Source organism: Beijerinckia sp. L45, assembly GCF_009765775.1.
In the GTDB taxonomy this organism is placed as follows: Bacteria; Pseudomonadota; Alphaproteobacteria; order Rhizobiales; family Beijerinckiaceae; genus RH-AL1.
On sequence record NZ_LMUU01000115.1, the window covers coordinates 1 to 5,672 of the forward strand.

A 5,672-nucleotide genomic window follows, 5' to 3' on the forward strand; every position below is an offset into this window, starting at 1 on the left:
AGACCCCGAGGCCATCGACAGCGTGATCCCGCTGCCGCCGCGCCGTCCGGCCGAGATGGTCGCCCTGGCCGACGACATCCCGCTGCCGCCGACACGGCCCGGCGCCAATTTCCATCTCCAGCTGGCCTCGGCCGATGCCAGCGACCTGCCGATGCCGGTGGCGCGTCCTGCCCCCGACGCGATCGGTGGCTTGATCACCTCGTCGGCCGGCGTGCCGATGCTGCGCAAGTCGGCCCTGCCGGCGATCATCACCCAGGGCAGCGGCGAACCCCGCCGTCTCCCGACCCCGGCGCTGGCTTTCGCGGCGACGGAATCGTCCGTGAGCCTGCGCCCCAGCGTGCATGAGGCCATCGTCCACGCCGTGACGCCGCGCGGCCTGGCGCTGCGTGCGGTGACGGCGCTGCGCGGCGAGTCCAAGACGAAGCCGGCGGCTTCGACGCCGATCGTGCCTGTCGCGGCCCTGGCGGGGCCCTCGATCTACGGCCTGCGCCGCGCCGCGCACCTCGACACGCAGGCGTCACTCTAGGCCATTAACGGCCGCCCGGGCGCGGCGCCGCCGCGCGCGGGCCATACGCTCATAGATGCGGACTTCGTGCGGGCTTCCGGTGTTCTGCGGGCCCCGACCGCCGCCGTCGCCCTATTGCGCGTTCCCCTTGCAGCTGAAAACGCTACCGGTCTGAATGCACTGACGGTGCGTCGCAAGGCACGGGGCGCAACTGGTGATCGGTTGACCGGCGGAGGAACGGGGCAACTCGAAACATTCACAGTCTGGCTGAAGCCGCTGCACAAACCGCTCGACGGACCAGGGCCGCCGAAGGGACTGCCGATCGTAATCGGAACGCAGGCGAACGTGATGGCGGTGCTGGACGGAAACGTAATTCCAACGCCGCTAAAGTTCGTTGTGCTGTCCGCTGCCGCCTGCGTCTCGGTCGAAGATGTGTAAAAATCCGCCGGCTGTCGGCAATTGATGGTGTACTGTTGCGGCTGACCGGCGCCAGCGGGGCAATGTCCAGAAAACGTACAGGCCGGCGCATATTTTATCGAAACGGAGCCGTTGACGCCTGGATCGTTGGGATAGGAAAAGCTGTAAGTATCGGTCGTCCCGACTGTAACGTAGGGATCCATGCCGCCCCAAAAAGCGGCGGTCAGGTTTGCATCCTGAAACCACAGGCTAAATCTCTGAAAACTTTGATTCGGTCCCCATGCCGGAACGCGAGCGACAGTAAGAAACCAATCCTTGTAATCGGAGTTGTAGAGAACCTCGATGCCACCCGGTACTGGTCTCGCGGTGAGATTTAAAGGGATGGCTTGAGCAAAAGCCGGCGTCCACGACATTGGAACGACCAGCAATCCGACCAGCAATAGCGGTGCGTTTATTTTTAGGCAGTACAAAGAGATAGTGGAAAATAACGAGTGGGTTGCCCTTGTTAGGCACAGTGTCTTTATTGATTTGTTTTTAACAAAAAACATCGCGTGATTCCCCGATGATTTCTTTTAGGGCTACCATTATTGCGCGTTGCCCTTGCAGACGAAGCCGTTGCCTTGTTTGATGCACTGACGGTGGGTGGCGATGCACGGCTGGCAGGTCGTGATCGGCTTGGGCGGCGGGAGGACGGGGCAGTTCGATACATTCACTGTTTGACTGAAGCCGCTGCATAGACCGCTTGAGGGACCGGGGCCGCCAAAGACGTCGTTGGCTCTGATCGGCACGCAGGCGTAGGTGAAGGCCGCGCTGGATGGGAATACGAGGCCGACGCCGCTGAAGCTGGTCGTGCTGCTCGATGTCGCCTGCGTCGCCGTGGGAGACGTGTAGAAATCGGCCGGTTGCTGACAGTTGATCGTGTATTGAGGCGGCTGGCCCGACCCTGCCGGGCAATGCCCGATGAACGTACATGCCGGAGCATATTTTATGCTCACAACACCTTTGATGGACGGATCGTTAGGATACACGACACTGTAAGTATAAGTTGTTCCGGCCGAGACATAGGGGTCGAGGCCCCCGCCGGGGTCGACGGGCAAATTACCGTCTTGAAAGAAAAGGCTGAAGAGCTGCAGCCCTTGACCCTGAGCCCATGCGGGGGTCCGCGTTATGCTGAGCCCTGCCGCCTGATAAGAGAAACTGAAGAGAAGTTCGACGCCGCCGGGCGCCGCCCTGACGCTGAGATCAAGGGGAGGCGACTGCGCGAAGCAACGATCCTGTACCGAGATGACTGCCAGAATACACAAGAAGGCGATCAGACCCTGCCGCGCTATACGGGAGAGCATGCGGTGTCCCGCCCCGAAAGGCAGCGGGCGCCGCACGAACCCTTTCCCAGGAAACAAGATCATGGCCGGTTACTCTGCTAGGCGTCAGGCAGAGGTTGAATACGCCTCATAAAGGCGACCCACACATCCCCCAATCGGGTGATTACTCAGCGGTTTCTCGTTTCCCGGATCGCCGCGAAAAGCCATGTTGGGCCTGTGCCCGAGCAGTCGATCGTCGTCGATACGCTGGTTCCTGGATCCCGGCTCTTCGCTGCGCTTCGGCTGGAATGACAGCGAGGACGGCGGCGTCTGCCGTATCCCCCCAAGCGTTCACGCCGTAAAATGCACCCCGTCGAGCGAGGCGGCCAGCAGCGCCAGGCCGAAGGCCAGGACGCAGGCGGCGGCGACCAGCTCGACCACGCGGCCAATGATCGCGCCGCGGGGGCTGCTGCCGCCGGAGACGCGCACGGCAAAATCCTTGGCGAAGACGGCAGCGATGGCGAGCGCGCCGGTTGTCACCGCCGTGCCGAGCGCCATCGCGAGGGTTGCGGCGACGCCGGCCCACACCATCCCCTGCGCCAGGGCGAACACCAGCACCAGGATCGCGCCGGAGCAGGGGCGGGCGCCGGCCGTCAGAATCGTCACCGCGGCGACCCGCCAGTTAAAGCTCGCGGCAGACAGCGCGCTGGGATCGGGCATGTGGACATGGCCGCAATCCGGTCCGTGGACGTGCTGCGCCGAGCCGTCGTCGACGGAGAAGCGGCTGGTGCCGCGAATCGGCGCATCGAACATCATCGTCGAGGTCGAAGCGCTCGCGAGAATCAGTGACGGCACCGGCGCCGGGCGCAGCGCGAAGACCAGCGCACGGCCCTTGCGCCAGACCAGGGCGAGGCCGAGCGCGATGATTCCGCAGTAGCTGGCAAACTCCAGCCATTCCGCCGCGGCTGTCATCCGCAGCGCCGTGGCGTGGAAGATTAGCGCCGCGGTGCCGATCAGCGCGATGGCGACGACCGCCTGAAGCAGGGCGGCGAGCAGCGCGATCACCAGGCCGCGGCGCAGCGCCACCTCGTTGGAAATCATGTAGGAAGCGACGACAGCCTTGCCATGGCCCGGCCCCGCCGCGTGAAACACGCCATAGGCGAAGCTGATGCCGACGAGGCCGAGGGCGCCCCAGACGCTGTCGCGCGTGGCGCGGATCGCCGCGGTGAGCAGCAGATAGAAGCGGCTCTCCTGCCCGAGAATCCAGGCGCCGAGCGCGTTCTGGTGCCCGACCGCCCCCTCGTTGGCGCCGATCGCGAAGGGGTGGTGAATGGTTTGCGCCAACGCGGAGGCATCGGCCGCGAGCAGGGCAAGGGTTGCGAGAAGGCTAAGTTTTAAGAGCGGGTGCAAACAGACGTCCTTCATACGAGCTTACCGCAGTCTAAACCCCCCTCCTCGCAAGGGGGAGGGGGACTTGGCTGCGGACCTTTATGGGCACGCAACGATCACGCGGCTCGCCATTTTCACCGCGAAATCATCGCTGGGGGCGATGCCGCTGTCAAAACTCTTCGCCAGCTTCTGGCCGTCGGCGACGAGTAGCGGGTTGGCGCCGAGCACGCTCTGCGAGCAGCCCGACGGCGGCCCATCGAGCGCCACGGGATCCTTGGCCGAGAGCTCGAAGTCGACGAAATAGGTCGGGTCATAGATCTGGAACGACATGAAGCGGGTGATTTTTGCCGGCTCCAGCAGCGGCAGGGTGAAGCGCAGCACCACGCGCTTGTCGGCCCGCTCTTCGAGCGTGTAGTCGATCGGCTTGCCGAACTTCAGCTTGGCGCCGCCGACCTTGGCGAAGGTGAAGTAGTCGAATTCCGCGAGCGAGGTGACGTTGGTCTCGGCCAGCGGCGCAAGGTCCGCGGTCGAGGCGAGCTTGCCGTCCTTCTCCAGCCCCTGCACGGCGAAGGCGGAGTACATCTCGTCGAACACCCAGGTGTTGCGGATGCCGCCCATCTTGCCGGCGTGATCGAACAGCACCTCCTCCTGCGCCTCGACCCAGACGTGCGGGTGGGCGAGGGCCGGGGTGGCGAGAGCGATCAGGCCGAGACACACCCACCATGCCAAACGTTTCATGCCGCCGCTCCGCTTCATGTGCGCTGTCTAGCCGTGGGTTCGGGCCAAAGCGAGGCGGATGTGATGCTCACAGGTCAGGATTGCGACGTCATTCCGGGGCGGCAAAGCCGAACCCGGAACCGGTGTTCTTCCATAAGCCTGAGAGTGGCGGACCACGGAATCAGCCGCATGCGCCATTCCGGGTTCGCGCCGTTGGCGCGCCCCGGAATGACGACTGGGTTTAACGCACGATGATGTTCTTGAACTGCCAGGGATCGTCGGTGTCGATGTCCTCGGGGAACAGCACGCCGCGATCCTTCAGCGGCGTCCAGTCGGTGTACTTGCCGACGACGGGGCCGAGGTAGGGGCGCTGGACTTCGAGGCAGCGCTTGTAGTCGACTTCGTCGGCTTCCACCACGCCACGCGTGGGGTTTTCGAGCGCCCAGACCATGCCGGCGAGCACGGCGGAGGTTACCTGCAGGCCGGTCGCGTTCTGATAGGGCGCGATGCGGCGGGTTTCCTCGATCGAGAGTTGCGAGCCATACCAATAGGCGTTCTTGGCGTGGCCGTAGAGCAGCACGCCGAGCTCGTCGATGCCGTCGACGATCTCGTTTTCCTCGAGAATGTGGCTCTTCTTCTGCTGCTGCCACTGGCAGCCGGCCATTTCGTCGAGCGACAGCACGGCGTCATCGGCCGGGCGGTAGGCGTAGTGGCAGGTCGGGCGATAGACCACTTTGTTGCCCTCGCGCACGGTCAGGAAGTCGGCGATGGAGATCGACTCGTTGTGGGTGACGAGAAAACCGTGCTGGGCGCCGGGCGTCGGGCACCACGAGCGTACCCGCGTGCCGGCACCCGGCCGCATCAGGTAGATCGCGCAATCCGGCCCGAAGGTGTGGCGCTTGCCTTCCGGCGGCAGGGTTTTTTCGTGGGTACCCCAACCAAGCTCGGCCGGCTGCAGGCCTTCCGAGACAAAACCTTCGACCGACCAGGTGTTGACGAAGGTGCCCATCGGCTTCGGCGTGACGGCGCGCTGGGTGTCGCGCTCGGCGATGTGGATGCCCTTGACGCCGACCTTTTGCGCGAGCTTCGCCCAATCTTCACGGCTCTGCGGGTCGCCGGCCTTGATGCCGCAATCGGCGGCGACGTTGAGCAGCGCCTGCTTGACGAACCAGGAGACCATGCCGGGATTGGCGCCGCAGCAGTTCACGGCGGTAGCGCCGTTGGGCGTCTTCGCCAGCTCGGCCTTGAGTTCGAGCACCTCGTCACGGAGCGCATAATTCGAGCGCTGCGAGACGGTGAGCGAGGTGTCGGTGTAAAAACCCGGCCAGGGCTCGGCGACGGTG

Annotated in this window: 5 protein-coding genes and 1 pseudogene; 1 reads left to right on the plus strand and 5 read right to left on the minus strand. The window is 64.5% G+C overall.

Translation table 11 applies throughout. The annotated features are described in order from the left end of the window. Positions 1-526: pseudogene (locus GSQ79_RS12475) on the plus strand (hypothetical protein); the annotation flags it as partial. Here GSQ79_RS12475 and GSQ79_RS12480 read toward each other — a convergent pair. The 5 genes from GSQ79_RS12480 to GSQ79_RS12500 all read right to left on the minus strand — a co-directional run. Next, positions 523-1,470 (minus strand): hypothetical protein, encoded by a 948-nt coding sequence (locus tag GSQ79_RS12480; RefSeq protein WP_158809044.1) that lies wholly within the window; start codon positions 1,468-1,470, stop codon positions 523-525. The pseudogene GSQ79_RS12475 and the gene GSQ79_RS12480 overlap by 4 nt on opposite strands. 36 nt (positions 1,471-1,506) lie before the next feature. Beyond that, positions 1,507-2,301 (minus strand): hypothetical protein, encoded by a 795-nt coding sequence (locus GSQ79_RS12485; RefSeq protein ID WP_158809045.1) that lies wholly within the window; start codon positions 2,299-2,301, stop codon positions 1,507-1,509. 273 nt (positions 2,302-2,574) lie between these two features. Next, positions 2,575-3,633, minus strand: coding sequence for a nickel/cobalt transporter (locus tag GSQ79_RS12490; RefSeq protein WP_246725289.1), 1,059 nt, complete (start codon positions 3,631-3,633; stop codon positions 2,575-2,577). Positions 3,634-3,711: 78 nt separating this feature from the next. Next, complete coding sequence (locus tag GSQ79_RS12495; RefSeq protein ID WP_158809047.1) at positions 3,712-4,350, minus strand: DUF1007 family protein; 639 nt, start codon at positions 4,348-4,350, stop codon at positions 3,712-3,714. A 220-nt stretch (positions 4,351-4,570) separates the two neighbouring features. Next, a partial coding sequence (locus GSQ79_RS12500) for a homospermidine synthase (RefSeq protein WP_246725290.1) occupies positions 4,571-5,672 on the minus strand: 1,102 nt, incomplete at its 5' end.